Genomic DNA, 23759 nt, shown 5'->3' with positions numbered 1-23759 from the left:
TCAGGTCACCAGGTACTCCGGGCTGGCCAACCCGAGGGTCAGCAGGTGGCGCGGGTCGGACGTCTCCGTCAGTGCCGAGTAGGTCCGGTTGGTCCAGGTGTCGATGGCGAGCAGCTGCGCCAACCCCTCCACGGTGATCGGTCCGGCCTCGGCCAACTGGGCGAGTTTGCCGGCGAGGCTGAGCCGTACGTGCGCGGCGCCGGCCGTCAGCCAGGACGATCCGGCGGGCCAGCCGGCGACGCTCGGCGGTGCGAACGGCACCTGGCCCAGTCGCTCCATCCCGTAGATGACCTGCTCCACGATCGCCGGCGGGAGGCTCCCCGGCCGCAGCCCCAGTTGTCGGGTCGCACCGACGAGCCACTCCACCGGCTGCTTCACCAGGTTGCCACGGGTGCCGGGGAAGGCCTCGTCCGTCAGGAGTGTCCGGAGCATGGCCACCGAGTCGGGGAAGGCTGCGGCCATGCGGTCCAGCGTCGGGCCCGGAATCGGCTCGGTCGAGGAGGCGTACCGGTGCCAGAGCCGGGCGGCGACGAAGCGGCGGCACTGCGGGTGCGACAGCAGGAAGTCCACCAGGGAGTGCGCGTCGAAGTTCCTGGCGACGCCGAGGATGGTCTTCTCTCCGGCGTCGTGCGACGGTGGGTTGAAGTACGTCCGGGCGGCGTCGTAGTCGATTTTCCAGCCGGTCAGCGCACGGCCGGCCTCCTTCACGTCCCGCTCGCTGTAGTTCCCGATGCCGAGGGTGAAGAGCTCCATCAGCTCGCGACCGAGGTTCTCGTTCGGCGCCGACCTCGTGTTGAGCTGGCCGTCAAGCCAGTAGATCAGCGCCGGGTCGGTCACCATCCGGTGCGCCATCAGTGAGAAGTCGAGAGAGGTGCGCAGCGTCCGGTGCTGCGTCAGCATCAACTGGGCACGGATGACCTTTTTGACGGACGTGGCCCAGTGGCCGTGCCAGAAGAAAATCAGCTTCTCTGTCGCCTGGTGATCGGCGACGGCGAGCCGGTCCAGCCACCACTGTGTGATCGCCAGCGTCTGCTGCCGGCGTCGCTCGTCGGCGGTAACCCGCTGCGCCGACGTCGGGTCGGTCAGGTTGGCGTACGGGTCCGGGCCCAGGTCGGGAATCGGCGCACTGGTCGCACCGAGGTCCGGTCCGGTCGGCGACGTCAGCGCGTTGACAGTGGCCTGGTAGCCGGCCTTGCGCGCCGCATCCAGTTCCGCCGCCGACGGACCGAAACCGGCCCGTCGCAGCAGCAACGCGACGTCGTCGGGCATGGCTGCCAATATATGCGACGGCCGGCGCCGCCATCGAGGCGGTCGTGGTGGGCGGAGCCGGCCGCCGACGTGTCTCAGCGTCTGGTGAACCGGTCGCCCGCCACCGCGGCGTACGCGACGTCGAGCTGCCGCCGTACGGCCGCCCAACTGTGGTGCGCCACCGCCCACTCCCGACCCTCGGCGGCCAACTGTTCCGTACCGGGCTCCCGGTTCAGCAGGCTGGTCGTCGCGTCCACCCAGCCCTGCCGGTCGTCCGCGACCCGGACGTGTACGCCGTCGCGTACTCCGGCCCGGTCGGCCACCGTTACGGTCGTGACCGTCGGCACACCCGCCGCCAGGGACTGGATCAGTTTCATCTGGACCCCGGTTCCCCGGAAGATCGGCGCGATCGCCACCGAGGCCGCCGCGTAGTGCGGCTCGATCTCGGGGGCATCCGGGTAGAGCTCGATCCCGTCCCCGACCAGTGAGCGCACCACTCGGGGCGGCTCCGAACCGACGATCCTGAGTCGGACGTCCGGGACCTGCTGCCGGATACCGTCCCAGCACTCGTGCACGAACCACAGCAGGCCGGACACGTTGGCCTCGTAGCTGAGCCGCCCGACGAACAGCACGACCGGCGCCTTCCGCGCGTCGCTCGTCGACGCAGGCTGGGCCGCGGTTCCCGAAGGTGACACGTCAGCCGGATAGTCGTACGGACTGCGGACGAGGTAGGTGTTGGGCCGCTGCTCCCCGTACTCCGGTGGGGCCGAGAGCATCATCGGTACGCCCATCCGCACCAGGTCGTCCTCGCGAGCCCGCATTCGCCGGGACTCCACCAGACCGAGCGTCCGCCAGGGGATGTTCGGGCCGTGGGAGGCGAGTTGTTCGTAGTATTCGCTGCGGAACTCGTCCAGGTCGACGATGACCGGCGTACGGCCACACGCCTCGACAAGGTGGACGGTCCGGAAGACGTTGAGGTGGACCACGTCGGGCCGCCAGTCGGCGATGATCTCCTCGAGTGCGACGGTCAGGGCGCGAGGGCTCGCATATCCGTGTTGCAGCGACCGCCCGGTGGCCAGGGCGTGCAGGCTCCGGCCAATGGCACCCTGCCGGGGGTTGGGGACGAGGGTTCGATCGAGGACCGGTAGGTCGTCCGCGAGCCGGGCCTCCGCCTCGTCGTGCACCAGGGACAGGAAGCGCACCTCGTGGTCCGCCGCGAGCATCTGCAGCAGGGCGAGGCTACGCGGTCGCAGTTGCGACGGCACCCAGGGCGCCACGAACAGGATCTTCATATTGGAAGCCTCCCCAGGGCTCGCGCAAGCAACCGCTGGCGCCATGTGCCGTGCTTGGAAAAATAGACGTTCATGCCCGACCGGTACAGTCGTCGTTTACCGACCGCGGCCGTACTGGTGCTCTCCTTGTGGTCGGCCACGCTCGTCCCCACCGAGGCGACCTGCCAACCGCGCCCGCGCAGGCGCCGGCAGATATCGACATCCTCGAAGTAGAGGAAGAAGTCGGGGTCGAAGCCTCCGACGTCCCGGAACGCCTCGGCCCGTACGAGCATGCAGAATCCCGACACCCAGGCGGCGGGGCGGGTTTCCGGTGTCGGCCCGACGGCCAGGTAGCCGAGCATCGGCACCTTCGACCGGAGCAGTGCCGAGCGGGCCAGGAAACTCTTGAGCCGGCCGGGCACCAGGTGGTCGGCCCGCAGCGCCGCGAGCCACTCCTTGGCGATGCTCGGCTCCGGTCCGGAGGAGATGCCGTACCGCCCGTTCGGATAACGCATCTGCGGCGCGACCGCGCCGAGCCGTTGGTCGTCGTCGAGCGCGTCGACCAGGGCCGCGAAGTCCGGCCCGGACAGGCGGCAGTCCGGATTGAGTAGAAAGTACGCGTCGACATCCGGCGCGGTACCGGCGGCAACGTTGATCGACGCGCCGAACCCCGCGTTCGGCATCGCCTGGACGTGCGGGGTGTACCGCGCGGCGACCTCCGCGCTGTCGTCCGTGGACGAGTTGTCCGCCACCACGATCCGTGCGAGCGGGAGCGCAGCCAGGCAACCGAGGCTTTCCGGCAGCTCACGGGCCGAGTTGTACGCGACGACAATCGCGGCGACCCTCACCGGGCGCTCGCGATCTCGTACGCGTCCAGGTAGCGGAGAACCGTATCGTCCCACCGGAAGAGCCGGGCGATGTGCGCCCGCGCCCGGTGCCCGCGCGCCACCGCCTCGTCCGGTGATCCGACGGCTGTGGCGACGGCGGCGGCGATCTGCTCGGGGGTAGAGGCGACGAACAGGTTGGTCGCGTCCCCCCGGACCGACGCCGCCGGTCCGGGTGACGTGATCACCGGGCAGCCCAGGGCCATCGCGTGCACCACCTTCATCAACACCCCGCCGCCGACGATCGACGGCACGACAACCGCGTGCGCGGCCAACATTTCCGTGCGGAGGTCCGGCACGGTGCCGGTGACGACGAACCGGCTGTCCCGGTCGGCGAGGGCGAGCACGTCCGGTGGCGGCTGCGCCCCGACGATCCTGAGCTCGGCGGCGGGCAGGGTCTGCCAGACGATCGGCATCACCTCCCGTGCCAGGTGCTGCGCCACGAGCACGTTCGCCCGTCGCCACATCGCCCCCGCGAAGACCAGCCGCGGCCGCCGGAGGTCCGTCGGCGGCGCCCAGCACACCGAGCCGAGGTCGACACCGGGACGGGCGAGGACCACGTTCGGGTTGTACCGGGACGCGACCGCGAAGTCGGCGTCGGCGAGGGTCAGGACCGCGCCGGCGCGGCGAATCGCCGCCCGTTCGAACAGGCTGGTACGACGCAGCTCCGCCAGCCGGTACGCGCGTTCGACCCCGCCGGCGGCGGCCCGGTAGGACTCCCGCATCACGTTCTCCGTGATGTCGTGCAGTCCGAGTACCGAGTTCCGCCGGTCGGCGAGCGCCTCCGCGCTCTGCAGGTACTCCGCGTGCACGACGTCGGGCCGCAGCCGGCTGATCAGCTCCACGGCCTCCCGGGTCGCCCGCAGCGGCCAGGCCTGCCGCAGCCAACCCGGCCGCCGACCGAATCGGTCCAGCCGACCCGGTCCGGCCTGGACCGTCGACTCCACCAGCGTGTAGTTGCGTTCCCCGGCCGACGCCGCCGCTGTCGCGGACCGGTGCTGCGGTGAGTACACGAAAAGGTCGGTCTTCTCGGCCAGTCGGGGGACCAGCCTCGCGATCGTGTCCGCCGCCGCGTGCGGCTGGCTCAGGTCCGGTGCGTACGGGGTCAGCAGCAGGACCCGCATCAACCCAGCCCTTTCAGGGTGGCGGTGACGAACTCCCGTGCGATCCTGCCCTGGCGTGCGACCCGGCCGGCCGCCTCCCGGAACTCGGCGGGTGAACCGGCGGCCGCCGTCGCCGTTCGGTGCAGGGTTTCGGCATCGACGTCCGGCCCGACCACGAACCGCCCGAGCCCGAGATCGACGAACGCGTCGTGCACCTTCCGTTCGTAGGCGATCGCCACCGTGGGCACCCCGAGCGCCACGGCCATCACCGCGGCGTGCAGCCGGGTGCCGATGACGAGCCGATATCCGGCGAGCGCGGTCAGCCACCCGTCGAGCGCCCCGGCGAGCGTGGTCCCTTCCCGGTCGTTCAGCGGGTTGCCGGCCAGGCCGAGTACGTTGCCGAAGGCGCGGCGGTAGATGTCCCGGTCGTCCTCTCCCTGGGCGTCCTGGCCGAACGCCATCGGTAGGAAGTCGCCGGTCCAGCCGTCGGCTTGGAGCCGATCCAGGCAGCCGCCGATGGACAGCAGCAGCCCGGCCTCGGTGTCCGGGGCGAGCGGCCGCATCGACAGCGCGAAGGTGGGTCGCGCGGAACCGGCCGCCTCCTCAACGGCTGCCGCTGGCTGCGTGTCGGGTATCGGCAGCGCGTAGGCCACGTCACCGATCACCTGCGCCCTGGCGCCGAAGTAGGATCCGCTGCGCTGGTCACGTACGCCTATCGCCACGGACGCGGCACCGATCACCCGCAGCAACCGCCGGCCGGCTGGCGTGCCTCCCTCCCGAACACCCACCCCGACCGGGGCCACCGGCGTGCGGGCCAGCCGGGCCATTCCCACGATCCGGGCGAACAGCGGCAGAGTGCCTGGCCACGGCAGGTTGGGCGACCGCTCCTGGAACACCGTCCCCGGGCCGAGGAAGAGAATGTCGCAGTCCCGGATCGCCCGCTGCGCCGTGCCCTGGCGTCCCACGGCACCACGGGCGCGCAGCGTCGGCATCCTTTCTGCGTCGACGCGGTGCAGTGCGGCTACCCGGTCCGGGTTGGGGGAGAAGACCACGAACGACGCGCTCTCGTCCACCGAGCGCACACAGGATACGAGCGTGTGCAGGAGAATCTCGTCGCCGAGGTTGTCGGAGCCGAACCATCCCGCGATTCCAATTCTCACCTGGCTGTCGCCCTTCGTTGCGGGTCCGCAGTGTGCTGTTCGTCGTTCTCCGCACCGGCCGGATCCACTGTCCGTCGGGCGGCCCGTCGCTGACGGAGAAGCCCCAGCGCGGCCAGGGCCAGCAGGCAACCGCCGGGGACCATCGTGGCCAGCGCCGGCTCCACCGCGGCCCGGGCGCCGATCAGCGCCGCCGCGGCAACCGCCACACCGGCGGCCGAGACCAGGACTGGCCGTACCAGGGCCCGGATCCGGAGGAACCAGAGCAGCGATCCCGCCACGATCAACTCGGTCAACACCGTCGCCCAGGCCGCACCGTGTGCGCCGTACCTGCCGTCCAGGGCGAGGTTCAGCACGACGTTGCCGCCGAGGCTCACCACCAGCACCAGCAGGCGACTGGTGGCCCGACCGTGCGCGAGCAGCATGGCGGAGAGCCCGAAGTTGGCGAACCGTAGCGCCAGGAACAGGGTGAGGATCGTCGCGAGCGCGAGGATGTCGTCACCTTCCCCGCCGAACAGCACCACCACCCCGACCGGCAGGGCAAGGCAGATCAGGCCGGCTGCGGCCTGCCCGGAGATCCGGAAGAACCGGAAGATGGTGACCGGGTCGTCCGACGGCGAACGATCGGACAGCAGGCGCGGCGCCGCGTACGCGACCGCGCCGAGCCCCATCGATGCTGCGACCTGCACGGCGGGGCCGATGATGGCCGCCGCCGAGACGTACTCGCCGACCTCGCTCGCTGCGACGAACATCGCCAGGATGAACACGTCACCGCGGAAGTAGAGAAGACCGAGCAGGTCGGATGCGAAGTAGGGCAGCGACCGCCGGAGTTGGGTCATCGGGTCGACCCGGCCGGGCGACCGGACCTGGCGCCACATACCGACGACGATGAACGCCATCGCGGACCGGAGCACGGAGGCCGCGACGAAATAGCCGGCCGCCTCGCCGAATGCGAGGCCGTCGCCCAACCACGTCTCGGCCGAGCAGGCGACGATGAGCAGCACGCCGGTGGCGGAGTTCGTGAGTGGTTCCAGCCAGGCGGAACGGGTGCCCCGGACCAGGACCCAGGCCGTTTCGTTCCACTGCTCCAGGAGGCTGGCGGCAAAGAAGAGGAAGAAGCCGAGCTGGATCAGACCGGGCAGGAGACCACCGGCGACGGGATAGGCCACGACGGCGGCCAGCAGCAGGGTGACGAGTCGACCGCAGTGGATCCGGGCGACCTGCGGCGCCGAGACCAGTCCGGCCGCGAAGTCCCGGGTCAGGTACGTCGGGAGCCCGACGGAGAGCCCGGCGGCGGTGAACGAGGCGATCAGGGTCGCGAGTCCGTAGTAGCCCACTGCCTCGGTGCCGGCGCCCCTGGCCAGCAGCGCCATTGCCACCAGGGTGGTCAACCGGCTGGCGATGGTGGAGACGCCGAGCAGACCGGAGGCCACCGTCAGGGATGTACGCCGCCGCTGCGGCGCGTCGACCTCAGCCGCGGCCATCGGCACCGTTGGCATGCGGGTCACCGATGCGGGCACCGAAATACCCCATGACCAGTGCGAAGGTCAGGAAGTAGGGACCCTGGAGCAGGCCCCAGCCGGTCATGCCCATGAGCACGATGCCGGGGAGCGCGCTGACGAGGACACGGGCGGTCTGGTCCGATCCCCGGCTGCGCCGGACGTGCCGGATCGCCCGGACGGACACTGCCGCGAACGGCAGCCAGAGCAGAAGAGCACCCAGGATGCCGAGTTCGGCGGTACTCAACAGGAAGATGTTGTGCACCGGTACGCCGGTCTCGGTGAGCCGGTCGGTGGCGCCGACCACGGCGACGTACCCGTTGGGACCGACGCCCGCCCATGGGTGGTCCCGGATGGTCGACAGGGCAATCTGGGTGATCTGTGGCCGGGCTCCGCCGGTCGGGTCCGCCATGAAGCGGTCGATCAGCCATGGCAGTGACGCCAGGCCGAGGGCGAGGGTGATCCCGATGATCACGAAGTGCTTCCGCTGCCACTTTCCGGCGGCGAGTTCCAGGAGTACGGAGATGAGGATCATCGCCATGATGGCGACGAGAACGGAGCGGCTCTGGGTGAGGGAGACCCCGATGAGTACGGCACCCAGCGTGAGCCACACCGCCCACCGTTCCCGGGCGGTTCGTTGGGGCAGCGTGAGCACGCAGAGCCCGCAGAAGAAGAGCAGCTTCGACAGTTCGCCCGGGTGGCTGGTCAGGCCGGTCGCACGACCGAGCACGTCCAGTGCCTGGGCTCCGGTGACCTCCCGGAGCGGAAAGCCGAGGATGGCGGCCAGGATCGCGCCGAGCTGGACCCAGGCGACGCCGGCGAACACCCAGGACAGTGCGGATCCGCCCCGGTCCTGGCGTTGGGCTGCGACGCCGATGGCGAACACGACCGCCCCCAGGCACAGGTGCAGCAGCCCGGACCCGGTCCGGGGCGACCAGTCCCAGGTGGTGAGAGTGAGCGTGAGCAGCCAGAGCAGGAAGGGTGCCCAGGGCAGCAGACCGGTACGCAGAGAGCGGCCTGCCAGCAGGGCCATCAGCAGGCAGGACAGGGCGATCGTGAGCGTGAAGGTGTACACGGTCGGCGTCGCGTTCGCGATTCCGGAGTAGATCGGGCTCTCGGCCGGAAGCAGCGCGACCGGCACCAGGCCGAGCGTGACCACCAGCAGGGCGGTGGTGACGTTCTGCCTCGGGTCGGACAACGCCAGGGCGAGCAGAGCCCGGCCTGCCGCAAGCCGGGACCTTTGAGGACGCCCGGTGTCGACCGGGTCGGCCACCGTGTCGTTCGACATCACGGACTCCATGCGTTGGATCAGGGGCTGACCGGATGTTGGTCCGGGACGGCTGACGACGGTTACGGTTGGGGACGCCGTCGCACCACACCGGAGCGGTGGCGGGGGCGGCGCCCATCATAGGCATTCACGGTCGGCTGTGCGGCGATCAGTCGGGTTTAGATGGCCGCAGCCGTCCGTACGCCGTTTGCAACCCGGCGCACCTCGTCCACCCAGTCCTTCGGCGCGGCCATCCGAAGTACGAGCTGCCGGTCGACGGTCCCACCCGGCGCGCTCCGCCAGTAGCCGATCACGGCGAGGCCATAACGCTGCTCGTTGTTGAGATTCAGTGTCTCGGCCAGCGTGGTGTATTCGCCGCCGTAGCGCCACTGCTGGCCCCACGCCTCCTCGGCCTGACGCATCGTGGTCCGACGTGCCTCGTCGCAGGGCTTGGGGCAGTCGCGCACGATCAGCTCGCCGCCGATCTGTCCGCCGTCGACGTGGGTGGTGCCGCAGTTGTACCTGACGAATCCCTGAGCGCTGCTGTCCGGGACGCAGTCCCAGGTCGACGGCACGGTCAGGTCGAAGCCGAGCCCGTCGAGCTTGAGCGTCTGGACCCGGCTCGTCTGGTCGAACTGCGGCCATCCCGCAGGCCAGTTTCCCGGTCTCGGTGGTTCCAGACCCGGCCGGATGGGCGGTGATGCCAGCACCGGCGTCGACGGGGGAGCACTGGTCGGCTGGCTGAGCGGTGCTTTGCTCTCCGGCCAGGTCTGCACGGCGATGAAGGTGCCGGCAAGGACGGCGACGGTGACGGCGACGATCGCGAGCAGCCGGGAGTTGCGGCGACGCGTCGGCGGGGGAGCGTCGGACGCCGCGATGCGGCGCCCGTCCGCGTGAACGGGCCCGTAGGAATAGGGACCGGCCGGCGGCAGTGGGCCGGCCGGTGGCATGGGCCCGGGCGACGTCGGCTGCGGCGGTCCCGACACCGGGTACGGCTGTCCCGACGTCGGCTGCGGCGGTCCCGACACCGGGTACGGCTGCCCGGACGTCGGCTGCGGTGGCCCCGACACCGGATATGGCTGTGCGGACGTCGGCTGTGGTGGTCCTGACACCGGATATGGCTGCCCGGACGTCGGCTGCGGCGGCCCCGATACCGGGTACGGTTGCCCCGACGTCGGCTGCGGCGGCACCGAGATCGGCTGCGGCACTGGTTGTGCTGGCGGGGTGTACGTCTGCGGGGGCGCGGGTGCCGCCGGTGGTGGCGACACCTGCTGCGGCGGGGTGGACCACGGGTCGATCCGCGGCATGACCTCTGTCGGCGGCTCGTCCTCGACGCTCGGCGGGGACTCGGCCGGGGAGGTTTGCTCGACAGCGACATCGGGACGCGGGTTCCCGCCGGCACCGGGCAGCCCGAGGGGAACGGTCGGGGTGCCGTCGGTGGCCGCCGGTTGCGGGTGTCCCACCTCCGACTTCCCGGTCCGCGACGGGACGTCATCGTGCAGGTCAGGTGGTACGGGGTGGTACTCCACACCGAGTGCCAGCAAGACCCGCTCCGCACCGGGGCCGTCGTCCGCGGCGAAAGCAGCCCATGGGGCGGAAGCCGCGAAATCAGCGGAGAAGACCCGGGCCCCGCCCGCCTGCGAACTCGCCAACGCGTTCACCGCGGTGGCGAAGGCTTCCCGCCACCGCTGGTCGGTCGCGACCCGGGCATCGAGAATCACCACGGTGACGGGTCTGCCCACCTGGTCGAGGGCCGACCAGACAGTGCCCACCTCAGACGACCCCAGTGCCTCGATCAACTGGTATGGACTGTCCGGTTGCATCCGACCCTCCCGCTCTTCCGTGCGGATCCTAGCGAGGTCTGGCTCGTCGAGCGGAGGCGCCCGCACATACCGCGTCGTCGTCGCCGAGCCTGTCCGCAATGGACGCCGTTCGAGAGCTTGTCGACCTGGCAGCGCCGACAAGCTCTCGAACGGGTCGGGACGGCTCCAGCGGGGCTCGACGGATGCTGACGATCACTGCGCCCACAGGGTCGGCTCCACTAGGGAGTCGGCTCACCTGCCTTCGAAGAACAGGCGTACGTCGGCGGCGAACAGGTCCGGCACCTCGAGTGCGGCGAAGTGTCCGCCCCGGTCGAACTCGCTCCAGTGCGTCACGGTGTACGTCCGCTCCGCGAGAGGGCGTACGGACAGGGTGATGTCGTGGGCGAAGACGGCCACCCCCACCGGCGGCGGGCAGGGCAGGGGGCCGCCGAACGCGCTCTCCCGGGTCAGTCGCGCCGAGGACCCGGCGGTGCCGGTGAGCCAGTAGAGCATGACGTTGGTGAGGATGCGATCGTCGGTGATCGTGGAGCGTGGGTCGATCCACTCGGTGAACTTCTCGGCGATCCAGGCGAGTTGCCCGACCGGGGAGTCGGTCAGCGCGTACGCCAGGGTCTGCGGCCGGGTGGCCTGCAGCACCATGTAGCCGGGGCGTTGGGCCACGAACTGCTTGATCCGGGCCAGCCGGTCGCGGTCCCGATCGGTCAGGTGCTGCTCTCCCGTGCCGTCCGGGGGTGGCGGTGTGGGCAGGTAGTTGAGGTGCACCCCGACGACCCGGTCGGGGGCGATCGCACCGAGGGCGCGGGAGACAGCCGATCCCCAGTCCCCGCCCTGGGCGCCGTACCGGTGGTAACCGAGTCGGTGCATCAGGGTCGCCCACGCGCGGGCGACCCGGTGTACGTCCCAGCCGGTTTCCCGGGTCGGACCGGATAGGCCGAAGCCGGGAATCGACGGGATGACCAGGTGGAACTGTTCGGAGAGCGGACCGATCACGTCGAGAAACTCCACGATGGAACCGGGCCAGCCGTGGGTCAGGATCAGCGGAAGCGCCTTCGGGTCCGTGGAGCGTACGTGCAGGAAGTGGATGTTCTGCCCGTCGATCTCGGTGGTGAACTGCGGGTACCGGTTCAGTTCGGCCTCGTGCCGGCGCCAGTCGTACCCGGTGCGCCAGTGCTCGGCCAGCTCCCGTACCCGGTGCAGTGGAATGCCGTAGTCCCAGCCGACGTCGGGGAGTTCGTCGGGCCATCGGGTACGGGTCAGCCGGGCGCCGAGGTCGTCCAGGTCGGCCTGTGGGATGTCGAGGCGGAAGGGCTCGATCATGGTCGTTTTCCTCTCCTGCTGCTCTGCGTCGCCGGCCTACGTCCATCGGCACGGCGAGAATCGTTCGGCGGACTAACGTTGGTGTAACTAACGATAATCGGGCGGGTCGGCGTCGTACCGTTAGTCGCACCAATGAAATTTGTTAGGCTGCCCACATGGAGACGCCGTCCGACGACGCGCCGCCGGCCCGGCTCACCACCCTGCCGAGCTGGCTGATGACCCAGACCGCCACACACGCCCACCGTCTGGTCAGTGAGGGCTTCACCGCCGTACACGCCCGCGGCTACCACTACCGCCTGCTCGCGACGCTCGACGAGTACGGCCCGGCGAGCCAGGCCGCGCTGGGCCGCCGCAGCGGCATTCATCTCAGCGACATGGTGGCCACAATCAACGAACTCGCCGAACGGCACCTGGTCGAGCGCGCACCGGACCCGACCGATCGGCGACGCAACGTCATCACCATCACCCCGGACGGACGACGGCAGCTCCGGCTGTTGGACAAGCAGGTGACCCGGATCCAGGACGACCTGCTCGCTCCCCTCTCGCCGGACGAGCGTGCGCAACTGGCCCGGCTGTTGGCCCGGGTCCTCGACCACCACAACCGGCGGTCGGACGGCTGATCCGGCCCCGCTCGCGGGCTTCGGGTGGATGCCCGACGATGGTGGTGTGCGGGTCGGGTGGGCGCGGGCGGTAGCCACGGACTGGGTGTCGCTGCACGCTCGCGACGAGGCCGGGTTCGTCGGGGCCTTCTTCAGCGGCTCGACGACCTGGCTGCCGGCCGACGCCGAGTTGCCGCCGACCTCCGACGTCGACGTCGTCGTGGTCATGGAGGGGGAACCGCCCGCGCTCAAGCTGGGCAAGTTTCGTCATCGTGGCGTGCTGCTGGAGGTCACCCACCTGTCCCGGGACGAGTTCGACCCGCCCGAGCGGGTACTGGCGACGTTCTACCTGGCCAGCAGCTTCCGTACCGACACGATCATCGCCGACCCCACCGGGATTCTGGGCCGGCTGCGGTCACTGGTGTCGGCGAGCTTCGCCGAGCCCACCTGGGTACGCGCCCGATGCGAGCACGCCAGCCGCAGGATCGAGACCGGACTGGCTGCCGTCGACGTGTCGGCGCCGCTGCACGAACGGGTGCTGGCCTGGATGTTCCCCGCCAGCGTGACCACGCAGGTGCTGCTCGTCGCGGCGTTGCGCAATCCGACCGTACGGCTGCGTTACCTGGCGGCCCGGGGTGTGCTCGCCGACCACGGCCACCTCGATCGTTATCCCGACCTGCTGGAACTGCTCGGGTGCGCCCGGATGACCGGTGGCCGGGTGGCGTACCACCTGCGCCGGCTCGCCCACACCTTCGACGCGACCGCCGAGGTGTCCCGTACACCGTTCTTCTTCAGTGCCGACATCACGACCGCGGCCCGACCGGTCGCCATCGACGGCAGTCGGGCGCTTGTCGAGCGTGGCGACCACCGGGAGGCGGTCTTCTGGATTGCCGTGACCTTCGCCCGCTGCCACCGGATCCTCGCCGTCGACGCACCTCCGGGGCTGCGGGACGCGCTCGCCCCGGCGTTCGAGGAGCTGGTCGCCGATCTCGGCCTGACCACGGGTGCGGACCTGCGCCGCCGAACCGCGGAGGTCCTCGGTTTCCTGCCGGAACTCTGGCGCACGACCGAGTCGATCCTGGCCACGATCCCCGGCATCCGGTCCCGGTAGCGGGGCGAGTCGCTTGACGGGCAACGGCTCACGCTCTACGTTTAACACATCAGTTAATTATCAATGAGGTTAAATAACATGGCGAGTGACCGGCTCAGCGTGATCTTCGCGGCGCTGGCGGACCCCACTCGGCGGGCGATCCTGACCCGCCTCGCGGAGGGCGACGCCACCGTCTCGGAGCTTGCCGAGCCGTTCTCCATCAGCCTTCCGGCGATCTCGCGACACCTGAAGGTGCTCGAGCACGCCGGACTCATCTCCCGCAGCCGTGCGGCGCAATGGCGGTCCAGCAGCCTGAACGCCGAACCCCTGCAGGAGGCGACGGCATGGATGGAGCGCTACCGGCAGTTCTGGGACGCCAACTTCAATCGACTCGACGCGCACCTGCGCCGCATCCAACAAGAGCGGTCGGCACAGCAGACCGACCGCGCACCCGAGGGGGAAGCACCATGACGAACACCGTCGCCAACAAGGAACTGGTCATCACCCGGATCTTCGACGCGCCCCGCGAACTGGTCTACCAGGCGTTCGTCGACCCCGACCAGATCGCGCAGTGGTTCGGCCCGGTGGGCTTCTCGGTGCCGCGCGACACCATCGACATCGACGCCCGCACGGGTGGACACCAGCGGATGGTGATGGTCAGCGACGACGACCCGAACATGACCTCGCCGGTCGACGCCCGGTTCACCGAGGTGATCGAGAACGAGTTGCTGGTCGGTGCCGAGGAATGGGACCCCACACCGGGCGAGGCGGAGCCCGTCGCGATGTACATGCGGCTCGAGTTTCACGACGAGGGCGACAAGACCCGGATCGTGTTGCGGCAGGGTCCGTACACCGAGGAGGTCGAGGGCATGGCCCGCGAGGGTTGGAACAGCTCGTTCACCAAGCTCGACAACCTGCTCGGGTCCTGATCCGGTCCACCCCCGTACCGCCTCTTCGGGGGAGGCGGTGCGGGGGCGTTCGGGTCACGTGTTCGCGGTCTGCGCCACGGTGAAGACCTCGCCGTTGCCCGGTACGCCGATCCCGCGCCAGGTGAACGGCACTCCACGGGCGACGTCCAGATCCGGGTCGTCCATGAGCTGGAAGTGCAGATGCGGTTCGGTGGTGTTGCCCGAGTTCCCGCACCGCGCCAGGAGATGACCGCTGTGGACCCGGTCCCCGGCGCGCACCGTGAGCGAGTCACGCCGCAGGTGGGCGTACGCGGCGTAGGTGCCGTCGCCGAGGTCGAGGATGACGTGGTTGCCGAACACCCGCCCCGGGCCGGAGAGGTCCCGCAGGATCGACTCGACCAACAGGTAGAGCAGCGCCGGGTACGAGTTGCGACTGAGGTGGTCGCGGTGGTGGTCGACCGCGGACAGGACGGTGGCGTCCGCGACGGCCAGGATCGGGGTGCCGAAGGCCGGGAAGTGCCGGTTTCCGCGTACGAACGGCCACCAACCGAAGCGGGGTCGGGCGGTGTCCTCCGGTTCGGCCACGATGTCGATCGCGTACGCCTGCCCGTAGCCGCGGGTGCCGTGGCTGGGCACCCGGTCGGCGGGACTGTTGAGCGCGGACCAGCGGCCGGTGACCGGTGGGTCGACCTCGACCACGGGCCGGGCGTCGGCGACGGCGGGTTGCCGGTTCGCGGCGAGTTGCAGCGCGAAGGCCAGGCCCAGCGGTAGCCAGCCCCAGAGCCAGGAGAAGTCGAGGTAGTACCCGGCCACGAGCAACGCGAGGAACGCCACCCAGCAGCAGCGGTAGAGGATCATCGACAGCTTGCGCACGGTACGTCTCCTGTCCCGGTGTGAGGTCACGGTCGGGCGGCGGCCAGCATCACCAGCAGTGGCACGACCCGACCGGGCGGCACTTCGTAGCGGCCCCGGGCGGCGGTGTGCAGCCAGCCGGTGGCGGTCAGTTGTCGCAGGTGGTGGTAGATCTGGCCGGTGGTGCCGAGGTCTTCGAGGGCGGCCAGTTCGGCGGCTGTGCGGCGGCCGCCGAGGATCTCGTGCAGCAGGCGCATCCGCACGGGATGGCCGAGCGCGGCAAACGACTCGGCGGCCTGCGACCAGTCCTCGTCGAGCAGCGCGTCGGTCGGGCGGGCGTACTGCCACGCGTAGTGCTCGTCGGTGGGTAGCTGGACCTTGCCGGTGAACAGCACCCCGCCGTGCGCGATGTCGTGCTCGGCGAGCATCGCGGTGAGCCCGTCGAGGGCCCAGAGGTCGCCCTCCACCACACGGGTGGCGGGGTGGTCGGTCCGTTCGAGCGCGGCGAGTCGACGTTCCAGCTCCGCGACACGCTCCTCGATCTCCATGGGTTCGAGTTTACGTACTTACGTAAAAGATCGGTAGATGGGTCGGGTCCCGATACGGGCCCCGACCCATCCGAAGTGGTCAACCGGCGTAGGGGGAACGGGTACGGGCGTCGCGCAGCGCCTCGCCCCACCAGAGGAGCTGGTCGAGCATGGCGGTGGCCGCCGCGGTGCAGGCTTCCGGATCCTTCGGTTGACCGTCGGGGCCGAACCGCGCCCACGCGCCGTGGAAACTGACCGTCTCGCGCACCGTGACGGCGTGCAGTTCGGCGAAGACCTGCCGCAGGTGCTCCACCGCGCGCAGTCCCCCGGACAGTCCGCCGTAGGAGACGAATCCGACCGGTTTGGCCTGCCACTGGGTGAAGTGCCAGTCGATCGCGGCCTTGAGCGAGGCCGGGTAGCTGTGGTTGTACTCCGGTGTGACCACCACAAACGCGTCGGCCAGGTCGAGACGCTTGGTCAGGCCACCCAGCACCTCTGCCAGTTCGGCCGTCGGGTTGTTGGTGAGCGCGGTCGGCAGCGGAGTTTCCGCCAGGTCGACGAGGTCGACGGTCAGGTCGTCGCGAAGCTCCGCGTGGGAGGCGAACCACCGGGCCGCGGTCGGCCCGAACCGGCCTTCCCGGTTGCTGCCGATGATGACCGCCACCCGCAGCGGCGGCCGGGAGGAGGTGATTGCCGCGTCAACGTTCATCTGTGTCATTCCCTCGATCGCTGTCCTGCCGTCGGTCGACGACAAGATGGACGGTAGGACCTCAACATTTGTTAAGGTCAAGGCCGACGGAAGGAAGGGGCACGACCATGGGTGAATCCATCGCCGGTGAACTCACCGTCGGCGAACTCGCCGCCCGCAGCGGTGTGAGCGTGTCGGCACTGCACTTCTTCGAGCGGCAGAACCTCATCACCAGTCGCCGTACGGCCGGAAACCAGCGTCGGTACCGGCGGGACACGCTGCGTCGGGTCGCGCTGATCCGGATCGCCCAGCGCGTCGGCATCCCGCTGGCGAAGGTCGCCGAGGTGCTGGCCGTGCTGCCCGGCAGCCGTACGCCCACCCGGGAGGACTGGGCGCGGCTGGCCCTGTGCTGGCAGGACGAACTGGACCGACGGATGCGTCACCTCCAGCAGTTGCGCAACGAGTTCACCGACTGCATCGGGTGCGGCTGCCTCTCCCTGGACCGCTGCCCGCTGGTCAACCCGTACGACCGGATGGGTGCGGAGGGGCCGGGGCCACGACGGCTGCTCGGAGCAGGTGGTGCGGTGGCCGGCACCGGGTGCGAATCGCCCGTCGACGGATCGTCCGCCTGCCTGGCCCCGGCCGGCGCGACCGACCGACCCTGACGCGGACAGGACGGCGATCTGGATTGGGTAGGGCGCGCCTCGGACGAGGACACCCACCCGGCTGAGAAACTTTTTCACATGCCTCGCACCGCCGCACCCGCTCAGCGTCCGTCGGCCCGCGCCGCCCTGGCCACCGGCCCGCTCGACTTCACCGAGGCGTGGTTGCGCAACCGCCGGCTCTCCGAGCACACCCGGGCGGCGTACCGGCGGGACATCACCGGTTGGCTCGGCTGGTGCACCGGACGGGACCTCGACCCGCTGCGGGTGACCTTCCTCGACGTCAACTCCTACGCGCGCGACCTGGAGTCGACCGTGGACCCCCGAAGCGGTCGCCCGCTCACCCCGGCGACCGTGGCCCGCAAGCTGTCGGCACTGTCGAGCTGGTACGACTTCCTGGTTCGGTTGCGGGCGGTCGAGGCGAACCCGGTCTCCGGCGCCGACCGCCCCCGGGTCAGCCGGGACCACTCCGCCACCGTCGGCATGACCCCGGACGAGGTGGACGCGCTGCTCGCCGCGGCGGAGACCGACACCGGCCCGACCGCTGCCCGCAACCGGGTCGCGCTGGCGTTCCTGGCCGACCTCGGGCTACGGGTCGGTGAACTGGTGTCGCTGGACCTCAGCGACCTCGGGTACGAGCGCGGACACCGAAGCATCCGGTTCATCGGCAAGGGAGGCCGGGCCCGGCGACGGGCTCTCACCCCGGGTACGGCGTTCGCGGTCGACGCGTACCTGCGGACCCGGGCGGCGGCCGAGCGGGTTCCGGTCGAGCAACTCGCCGGGCCGCTGCTGGTGACCGGAACCGGTGGGCGACTCGACCGGCACGCCGTGTTCCGCCTGGTACGCCGGCTGGCCCGACTCGCGGGCATCCCGGCCTGGGCGAAGCTCTCCCCGCACTCGCTGCGGCACGCGTTCGCCACCACGGCACGCTCCGAGGGGGTGCCGCTGGAGGACGTCCAGGACGCGATGGGGCATGCGGATCCGCGTACCACTCGCCGCTACGACCGTGACCGGCACAACCTCGACCGGGATCCGGCGTACGCGATCTGGGCCGCCCGCGCCCGACGCCAACCGGCGGACCCGGCCTGAGAGGGTCACCGGTCGGGTACGGACATCCGCCACAACCCCAGCCGGGTGCTGTCGGTACGGCACACCAGGTCCACGTCGCCGGCCCGGCAGTCCGACACCCGTTCGGGTAGGGCGCCGAGGATGCGCAGAGCCGCGCCTTCCTCCACCGCGACCAGCGGCCGATCGGGGGAGGGACGCAGCAGCACCCGGGCGCCGGTGCCGATGCCCCACGGCAGCCGCCCCCACCCCCGGTGCGTGCCGCCGGTCCAGAGCGGGGCGCCGGTGACCGGGTCGAGCGCGACCACCTGCCGCCAGTCCTCCAGGCAGACCAGTCCCGCGCACTCGCGCAGGCCGCCGCTGACCCGCTGGACCGGTCGGCTCCACCGCAGACCGAGGTCGGACAGGTCGTAACCGCTGATCGCGGACTCGCCGCCGCTGGTCGGATGCCGCAGGATCAGCCGGTCACCGACGATCACCGGGTTGTCCGGCGCGTAGTCCGCCGGTGGCAGGCGTCCCTCACCGACCACCGCGCCCGTGCGCAGGTCGTGCAGGTTCACCGCGCCGCTGTCGTGCACCACGAGCAGCCGGTCCGGGCCGCCGGGCACCAGTTCGCCGACCGCCGTCGACGGCACCGGCACCGTCCACCGGATCCGCCCGGTTGCCAGGTCGACGGCTTCGATCGTCCCCTCGATCCGGCGGCCGGCGCCGGACGCGCTGCGTACCTCGGAGATCGCGACCCCGGTGGCGGAGTCGGCGCCCACCAGCAGCAGGCCGGGGCGCTGCCACCGGACCTGGCCGGTGCGTGCCGACCGGGCGGTGGTGGAGATCCGGCGGCCCAGGCTGTCCACCTCGGCGACCAGCACCAGGTCACCGACGAGGTCCGCGGCGAAGGACGCCGCAGTGGCGGCCGGGACCTGCCAGAGCCGCCGCCCGCCGGGCAGGTCGTATCCGGACAGTGTCATCGGCGTGCTGGTCGGGTCGGCGACCAGGAGCAGGTCCCCGGCGAGGAAGAACGAGGCCCGGGCGGCGATCGGCAACTCGCCGGTGCGGCGCAGGTCCCGCGCGAGCGGCTGCGCCGCGGTCACCGACAGCAGGACCAGCAGCGCGGTCAGGCAGAGCACCGGCCACCGGACCGCGACCCGGCGGGCACGTACGGACGTCGGCCGGTCCTGCTCCGGGATCCCGCGTTCGGTGCCGAGTTCGATCAGCACCGCCGGGTGCGTGTCCATCACATCTCCCGCTTGCCGGCGTTGCCGCCCCTACCCGGAGAGTCGTCCGGTTACCGGTCGAGCGTAGCCACCACCACGGCCCCCGGCTGCCGGTCCGGCCCGATCGACGGTCGACGCACCGGCACCACCCGCGTGTCGCCTGGCGTCCCGCCCGCCGGTTGTGCTAGCAGAGCACGTCCAGGTAGTGGTGGGCGTCGGCGGCGATCTCCTCCCCGCGCAGCCAACGCCGCGCCCAGAGTCGGGCGGCGACCTCGGCGAGTTCGTCGCCGCCGGCGGCCTGCTCGACCAGTACGGCGGCGGCCAACGCGTACGCCAGCCGCAGGGCGAACCCGCGTGCGCCGGCGACGACGGCCACCGCGTCAGGGTCGGCGGTCACCTCCGCGACGGTGGTACGCAGACGCCGGGCCGACGTGGCGAGCGCGTCGGCGAGGGCCGGGTTCAGCCTGCGGGCGATGTCCGTGGCCAGGTCGAGGCGGCGCAACAGCGGCAGGGCGGCGTCCTCCCGTACGGTGGCGCGCAGCACGTCGAGCGCCAAGACGTTGGTGGTGCCCTCCCAGATCGGCAGCACCTGGGCGTCGCGCAGCAGGCGGGGCACCCCGGTGTCCTCGACGTAGCCGGCGCCGCCGAAGCTCTCCACGTACTCGGCGGCCGAGGCGACCGCGAGCCGGCCGGTGGCGAGCTTGGCCAGCGGGGCCACGATCCGCAGTTCGGCGGCGGCTGCCGGGTCGGAACCCACCTCCACCCGGCCGAGCAGGAAGAACGCGTGTCCGGCCAGGGCGAACGCACCGGCGGCGTCGACCGCGAGGGTGCCCAGGGTGGCCCGGTGCAGCGGGGAGGTGGCGAGCAGCCCGCCGGCCACCTGCCGGGTGTCGGCGTACGCGCGGGCGTAGGCCAGGCCACGGCGCATACCGCCGGCCGCCGCGGCGGCGTTGTGCAGCCGGGTCACCACGACCAGGGTCATCGCCCGGGTCAGGCCCGGTTGTTCCGGGTCGCCCAGCGGGAGCGCGTACGCGTTGTGCAACCCGATCTCGGCCGTGGGCAGTGCCCGGGTGCCGAGCTTGTCCTTGAGCCGGTGCACGGTCACGCCGGGTGCCGGGTATCCCGGGTCGGCGCCGACGCCGGCCAGCGGTGAGTCGACGGCGTAGCGGGGCACCAGGAACGGGGCCAGGACCCGGCTGCCGCGTACCTTCCCGTCGGGGCGGGCCAGTGCCACCGCCATCGCCGAGTCGGCGGCGGAACAGAACCACTTCTCGCCGGTCAGCCGCCAGGAGCCGTCGCTGGCGGGCCGGCCCGTGGTGGAGGAGCGGGCCAGGTCGGAACCGCCCTGCGACTCGGTCATCCACTGCCCGCTGGTGATCGCGTGCGCGGGGTCGGTCGAGGTCAACCGGGGCAGCCAGGCGTCGCGTACCGCCGGGTCGACCTCGGGTCGGTTCAGCAGGGCCGCCGCGCCGTCGCTCATCGCGACCGGGCAGGAGAACGTGGCCGACTCGGGACCGTACAGGTGCAGCAGGGCGTGCTGGACCACCCGCGCCGCCGCGCCCCATTCGCCACGGGCCTGCGCCAGGTAGGGCAGGGCGACCACGGCGTGCCGGGCGGCGGCGGCCCGCTGGGTCTGCCAGCCGGCGGAGGTGTCGATCCGGTCGATCCTGGCTCCCCACGGGTCGTAGCGCACCAGTGTGGGTGGGTGGGCTTCGGCGTCGGCGTGCGCGGCCCGCAGCGGCCCGGTGACGTCGGCCGCGAGCGCGGTGAGTCGGCCCTTGGCGGCGGCGTGTCCGGCGAGCCCCAGTTGCCGGTCCAACCAGGAGCGCAGCAGGCGGTCTTCGGTGTAGGGATCACCCGGCGCGGTCACCGGTTGCACGTAGCGGCCCATCGTCTGCTCCTCCGCCGATCGGGGGTGGTTGGCGGGATGCGCTGACCGTAGACCACACCGAACGGCGGCAACAGGCCACCGAATGTCAACAATCTATTACCACCCGGTGGAGCGGCGCCCTCCCGTACGGGCTGTCGTGATCATCGCGGTGACGGTGGCGCCGGCGCGCCCTCGGGCGTACGGCAGAATCCCGCCCGCGACCCCCCGCCCGGCCCGAGGAGCCCGATGCCGTCCCCAGCACCCGCCATCCTGTACGTCACCGACCTCGGCTACCAGGCACGCGGGCGCAGGTACTGCGACGAGGACATCTTCCTGTCGGGGCGGCTGCGCGCGGACTTCACCGTCGCCCTGTGCCACCCGTTGCAGGCGACCGCGCTGATGGACGACTTCGACGCGGTGGTGGTCCGCAACAGCGGCCCGGTGATGCAGTACCAGGCCGAGTACGCCGCGTTCCGGTCCGCCGCCCTGTCCCGGGGCACCAGGGTCTACAACCCGCTGACCGGCCGGGCCGACATGGTCGGCAAGCAGTACCTGGTCGACCTGACGCTCGCGGGGTATCCGGTGATCCCGACCGTCGACCGGTACGCCGACCTGCACCGGCTGCCGGAAGCGGCCGAGTACGTGGTCAAGCCCGCCGCCGGTGCGGACTCGATCGGGCTGCGGACGGTGTCGCGCGAGCAGCTCGACCGGGTCGAGTTCGACGGTTTGCTGGCCCAACCGAAGATCGATTTCTGGTACGAGGTGTCGTTCTACTTCGTCGACCACGAGTTGCAGTACGCCCTGCACGCCCCCGACCCGGACCAGCGCTGGCTGCTCCGGCGCTACGACCCGACCCCCGCCGACCGGGACTTCGCCCACCGGTTCGTCGACTGGAACGGCCTCAGCCACGGCATCCAGCGCGTCGACGGGTGCCGTACCGCCGACGGGGGACTGCTGCTGGTCGAACTGGAGGACCTCAACCCGTACCTGTCGTTGGACCTGGTCGACGAGGAAACCCGTACCGCCTTCGTGGCGAGCATGCGCGCGTCGATCCGGGACCTGCTCAGTCGTTGACCGGCAGGTCCAGGGCCGCCCGGACCAGCGCCAACGCCTGCGCGGGCGGTACGCCGAGCCGGCGGCTCTGTTCGGCGTAGCGCTGGGCGAGCAGTTGCGCCTCGGCCGGCACCCGAGCCGCCCTGGCGGTGATCACCGTGCCGTGCCGGCCACGGGTCTGGACCAGCCCGGCCTGCTCCAGTTCCCGGTAGGCGCGGGCGACGGTGTTGGCGGCCAGGCCGAGTTCCTCGGCGAGCTGCCGTACGGCCGGTAGCCGGGTGCCCGCGGTCAGCTCACCGTCGCTGGCCAGGGCGGCGATCCGCGCCCGGACCTGCTCGTACGGTGGGACCGGCGAGTGCGGGTCCAGTTCGATGAACACGATTCGCCGAGGGTAGCAACGGGAGTTCCTGCGGCGGCGCCGGAGGGTATCTACCGTCCTAGGCATGGCGTACGAGATCGCGCGGTCCCGGATCCGGCCCCGGCGGGGGTTGCGCGGGGCGCTGGTCGTGGTCGGGCTGACGCTCTTCGTGTGCTGCGTCGGCGCGGCCGGACTGGCCGCCTGGAACTTCCAGGCAGTCCGGCAGGCGACCGGTCCGGCGAAACGAGCGGCCGGCACCTTCCTCGACAAGGTCACCGCCGGTGACCACGCGGGTGCGTACGACCGGCTCTGCGCGGCAACCCGCAAGCAGTGGAGCCTGCCGAGGTTCGCGTCGCGGATCGAGACCCCGCCGACGATCAGCCGGTACGCGATCGAGGACGTCAAGATCGCCAGCAAGGACGGACGGCAGAGCGCCACGGTGACGGTCGCGCTGACCCGCACGAGCGGGGCGGTGGACAACCACCAACTGCCGGTGGTCGACTCCGACGACGGTTGGCAGGTCTGCGGTGACCCGTTCTGAGCCCGTACGCCGAGGTCAGCCGCGCGGGCCGAGGTCGCCGGTACGGTGGTGCCGGCGGCAGAGCACCTGGTAACGCACCTCGGCGCTGACCACGGTGTCGCCGATCACCACCTGCTGTCCCTCCCGGGCCACCGCGCCGTTGACGATCCGCGCGTTGAGCAGCCCCTCCCGCCCGCACCAGCAGAGCACCTCGACCTGGATGCGGGCCACCTCGTCGGCGAGTTCGAACAGCCGCTGCGCCGCCGGGAACAGACAGGAGCGGAAGTCGGAGGCCAGACCGAAGGCGAACACGTCCACGTCGTAGTCGTCGACGAGTTCGGCCATCTGTTCGACGTGCTCGACGGTGTAGAAGCAGGCCTCGTCGCAGATCAGGTAGTCGACCTTGAGGCCCTCGGCGCGCCGGCCCCGGACCAGGGCGCGCAGGTCCAGGTCCTCGGTGACCTCGATCGCCTCGTGGGCGAGCCCGATCCGGGTGGTGACCTGCGGGCCGAGCGAGCGGTCGATCCGGGTGGTGACCAGGCCCCGCCGTCCCTGCCGGGCGTGGTTGTAGTTCATCTGCAGGGCCATGGTCGACTTGCCACAGTCCATCGGTCCCCAGAAGAACTTCAGCGCGGCGGCGTGCAGCGGCCGACCGTCGCGGGCCGGCCGCGCCGTGTGGTGCTGCGGGGCGTCGGGTCCGCCGGATGGCGAGTACACCAGGGGGGCGGAGGAGGTCGCGGCGTCGTCGGTCACGGTCGGGCAGCCTAACGCATGGTCAACCCCGGGC

General features: G+C 71.1%; 24 protein-coding genes. 8 read left to right on the top strand and 16 right to left on the bottom strand.

Features of this window, described 5'->3' with window-relative positions; translation table 11 throughout:
* From OIE47_RS32685 to OIE47_RS32645, 9 genes are all read right to left on the bottom strand, one after another.
* Positions 1-1269: a DUF1800 domain-containing protein gene (locus tag OIE47_RS32685; RefSeq protein ID WP_326558387.1), complete on the bottom strand. Its 1269-nt coding sequence runs from the start codon at positions 1267-1269 to the stop codon at positions 1-3.
* Positions 1270-1343: 74 nt separating this feature from the next.
* On the bottom strand, positions 1344-2540 hold the full coding sequence (locus OIE47_RS32680; protein ID WP_326558386.1) for a glycosyltransferase: 1197 nt from the start codon (positions 2538-2540) through the stop codon (positions 1344-1346).
* A complete protein-coding gene (locus OIE47_RS32675; protein WP_326558385.1) occupies positions 2537-3367 on the bottom strand; it encodes a glycosyltransferase family 2 protein in 831 nt (276 codons plus the stop codon). Before OIE47_RS32675 ends, OIE47_RS32680 begins: the two co-directional genes overlap by 4 nt.
* Complete coding sequence (locus tag OIE47_RS32670) at positions 3364-4527, bottom strand: glycosyltransferase family 4 protein (RefSeq protein WP_326558384.1); 1164 nt, start codon at positions 4525-4527, stop codon at positions 3364-3366. The genes OIE47_RS32675 and OIE47_RS32670 overlap by 4 nt, the downstream gene beginning before the upstream one ends.
* Entirely contained in the window at positions 4527-5666 is a 1140-nt protein-coding gene (locus tag OIE47_RS32665) for a polysaccharide pyruvyl transferase family protein (RefSeq protein WP_326558383.1), read from the bottom strand. Before OIE47_RS32665 ends, OIE47_RS32670 begins: the two co-directional genes overlap by 1 nt.
* Positions 5663-7162 (bottom strand): polysaccharide biosynthesis C-terminal domain-containing protein, encoded by a 1500-nt coding sequence (locus OIE47_RS32660; RefSeq protein WP_326558382.1) that lies wholly within the window; start codon positions 7160-7162, stop codon positions 5663-5665. The genes OIE47_RS32665 and OIE47_RS32660 overlap by 4 nt, the downstream gene beginning before the upstream one ends.
* On the bottom strand, positions 7134-8450 hold the full coding sequence (locus OIE47_RS32655) for an O-antigen ligase family protein (protein WP_326558381.1): 1317 nt from the start codon (positions 8448-8450) through the stop codon (positions 7134-7136). Before OIE47_RS32655 ends, OIE47_RS32660 begins: the two co-directional genes overlap by 29 nt.
* A gap of 158 nt (positions 8451-8608) precedes the next feature.
* The gene (locus OIE47_RS32650; protein WP_326558380.1) at positions 8609-10201 is read right to left on the bottom strand and encodes a hypothetical protein; all 1593 of its coding nucleotides are present in this window, start codon (positions 10199-10201) and stop codon (positions 8609-8611) included.
* A gap of 282 nt (positions 10202-10483) precedes the next feature.
* On the bottom strand, positions 10484-11569 hold the full coding sequence (locus OIE47_RS32645) for an epoxide hydrolase (protein ID WP_326558379.1): 1086 nt from the start codon (positions 11567-11569) through the stop codon (positions 10484-10486).
* Between the two features lie 155 nt (positions 11570-11724).
* Between OIE47_RS32645 and OIE47_RS32640 the strand changes: the two genes are divergently transcribed.
* The 4 genes from OIE47_RS32640 (at position 11725) to OIE47_RS32625 (ending at position 14187) form a co-directional block, all read left to right on the top strand.
* A complete protein-coding gene (locus OIE47_RS32640) occupies positions 11725-12189 on the top strand; it encodes a MarR family winged helix-turn-helix transcriptional regulator (RefSeq protein ID WP_326558378.1) in 465 nt (154 codons plus the stop codon).
* 28 nt (positions 12190-12217) lie between these two features.
* On the top strand, positions 12218-13279 hold the full coding sequence (locus tag OIE47_RS32635) for a hypothetical protein (RefSeq protein ID WP_326558377.1): 1062 nt from the start codon (positions 12218-12220) through the stop codon (positions 13277-13279).
* A gap of 78 nt (positions 13280-13357) precedes the next feature.
* Positions 13358-13729 carry an ArsR/SmtB family transcription factor gene (locus OIE47_RS32630; protein ID WP_326558376.1) on the top strand — a complete coding sequence of 124 codons (372 nt, stop codon included), beginning with the start codon at positions 13358-13360 and terminating at the stop codon, positions 13727-13729.
* A complete protein-coding gene (locus OIE47_RS32625) occupies positions 13726-14187 on the top strand; it encodes an SRPBCC family protein (protein WP_326558375.1) in 462 nt (153 codons plus the stop codon). The genes OIE47_RS32630 and OIE47_RS32625 overlap by 4 nt, the downstream gene beginning before the upstream one ends.
* Before the next feature lie 54 nt (positions 14188-14241).
* On the opposite strand, the gene OIE47_RS32620 is transcribed toward OIE47_RS32625, so the two are convergent.
* The 3 genes from OIE47_RS32620 to OIE47_RS32610 all read right to left on the bottom strand — a co-directional run bounded on the left by OIE47_RS32620 (position 14242) and on the right by OIE47_RS32610 (position 16254).
* Positions 14242-15039, bottom strand: coding sequence for a M23 family metallopeptidase (locus OIE47_RS32620; RefSeq protein WP_326558374.1), 798 nt, complete (start codon positions 15037-15039; stop codon positions 14242-14244).
* A gap of 26 nt (positions 15040-15065) precedes the next feature.
* The gene (locus tag OIE47_RS32615; RefSeq protein WP_326558373.1) at positions 15066-15566 is read right to left on the bottom strand and encodes an ArsR/SmtB family transcription factor; all 501 of its coding nucleotides are present in this window, start codon (positions 15564-15566) and stop codon (positions 15066-15068) included.
* Positions 15567-15645: 79 nt separating this feature from the next.
* Positions 15646-16254 carry an NADPH-dependent FMN reductase gene (locus tag OIE47_RS32610; protein WP_326558372.1) on the bottom strand — a complete coding sequence of 203 codons (609 nt, stop codon included), beginning with the start codon at positions 16252-16254 and terminating at the stop codon, positions 15646-15648.
* A gap of 107 nt (positions 16255-16361) precedes the next feature.
* Between OIE47_RS32610 and soxR the strand changes: the two genes are divergently transcribed.
* Entirely contained in the window at positions 16362-16898 is a 537-nt protein-coding gene (soxR, locus tag OIE47_RS32605; protein ID WP_326558371.1) for a redox-sensitive transcriptional activator SoxR, read from the top strand.
* Between the two features lie 78 nt (positions 16899-16976).
* Positions 16977-17984: a tyrosine-type recombinase/integrase gene (locus OIE47_RS32600; protein ID WP_326558370.1), complete on the top strand. Its 1008-nt coding sequence runs from the start codon at positions 16977-16979 to the stop codon at positions 17982-17984.
* A 5-nt stretch (positions 17985-17989) separates the two neighbouring features.
* Here the strand turns inward: OIE47_RS32600 and OIE47_RS32595 are convergent, their stop codons facing one another.
* Both OIE47_RS32595 and OIE47_RS32590 read right to left on the bottom strand, forming a co-directional pair.
* Positions 17990-19192 (bottom strand): outer membrane protein assembly factor BamB family protein, encoded by a 1203-nt coding sequence (locus OIE47_RS32595; protein ID WP_326558369.1) that lies wholly within the window; start codon positions 19190-19192, stop codon positions 17990-17992.
* A gap of 163 nt (positions 19193-19355) precedes the next feature.
* Positions 19356-21062 (bottom strand): acyl-CoA dehydrogenase family protein, encoded by a 1707-nt coding sequence (locus OIE47_RS32590; protein ID WP_326558368.1) that lies wholly within the window; start codon positions 21060-21062, stop codon positions 19356-19358.
* Between the two features lie 225 nt (positions 21063-21287).
* Here OIE47_RS32590 and OIE47_RS32585 point away from each other — a divergent pair, with 225 nt between their 5' ends.
* Positions 21288-22115: a hypothetical protein gene (locus tag OIE47_RS32585; protein WP_326558367.1), complete on the top strand. Its 828-nt coding sequence runs from the start codon at positions 21288-21290 to the stop codon at positions 22113-22115.
* On the opposite strand, the gene OIE47_RS32580 is transcribed toward OIE47_RS32585, so the two are convergent.
* Entirely contained in the window at positions 22105-22473 is a 369-nt protein-coding gene (locus tag OIE47_RS32580; protein ID WP_326558366.1) for a GntR family transcriptional regulator, read from the bottom strand. The two genes, OIE47_RS32585 and OIE47_RS32580, sit on opposite strands and share 11 nt — an antisense overlap.
* A gap of 64 nt (positions 22474-22537) precedes the next feature.
* Here OIE47_RS32580 and OIE47_RS32575 point away from each other — a divergent pair, with 64 nt between their 5' ends.
* Positions 22538-22993, top strand: a complete 456-nt coding sequence (locus OIE47_RS32575) for an Rv0361 family membrane protein (RefSeq protein ID WP_326558365.1) — start codon at positions 22538-22540, stop codon at positions 22991-22993.
* A 15-nt stretch (positions 22994-23008) separates the two neighbouring features.
* Here OIE47_RS32575 and OIE47_RS32570 read toward each other — a convergent pair whose 3' ends face one another.
* The gene (locus OIE47_RS32570; RefSeq protein WP_442792017.1) at positions 23009-23725 is read right to left on the bottom strand and encodes a thymidine kinase; all 717 of its coding nucleotides are present in this window, start codon (positions 23723-23725) and stop codon (positions 23009-23011) included.
* Positions 23726-23759 lie beyond the last annotated feature (34 nt).

The sequence above is a fragment of the Micromonospora sp. NBC_01796 genome (genome assembly GCF_035917455.1).
Classification (GTDB): domain Bacteria; phylum Actinomycetota; class Actinomycetes; order Mycobacteriales; family Micromonosporaceae; genus Micromonospora_G.
This window is presented reverse-complemented; position numbering and strand designations above follow the sequence as displayed.